General features: G+C 72.2%; 1 pseudogene. It reads left to right on the top strand.

The features are described 5' to 3' along the window. Positions 1–418 (top strand): annotated as a pseudogene (locus D7Y04_RS42990) (hypothetical protein); the annotation flags it as partial.

Raw genomic sequence — 418 nt, 5'->3', positions numbered from 1 at the left:
CACGCGCTGGGTGGCGGAGCCGAGGTGCGCCGCAAGGCCGCCGCGAGGGAGCTGTCGCGCGGTGACCCGTTCGACGCGAATGAGCTGGTGGGTCACCTCATCTCCCTCTCGCGTCACGGCTGGGAGCCCGCCACCTGCGTGCTGTCCGACTTCCTGGCCGCGCTGGAGCAGGAGGCGGAACACATTCCCCACGTCACCGAGCTGCGCAGGCTCGCGCACGTGCAGGCGCTCGACTCGGTGGCGGACCTGTTCGCCCAGGGCCCGGCGAAGCGCGAGATGAACCCGGATGCCGCCGCGCGGGCGGACGCCAACGCCTTCTCCCAGTCGCTGGGTCACCTCAAGCAGCAGGCCCGGCTCACCAGGGACCCGGACACGCTGTCGCGCCTGGCCACCGTCAGCAACCCGTCCGTGCTGCGCA

The sequence above is a fragment of the Corallococcus sp. AB038B genome (assembly GCF_003668955.1).
Lineage (GTDB): Bacteria > Myxococcota > Myxococcia > Myxococcales > Myxococcaceae > Corallococcus > Corallococcus exiguus.
The sequence above is the reverse complement of the archived record's forward strand: the minus strand, read 5'-3'. Positions and strand labels throughout refer to the sequence as shown.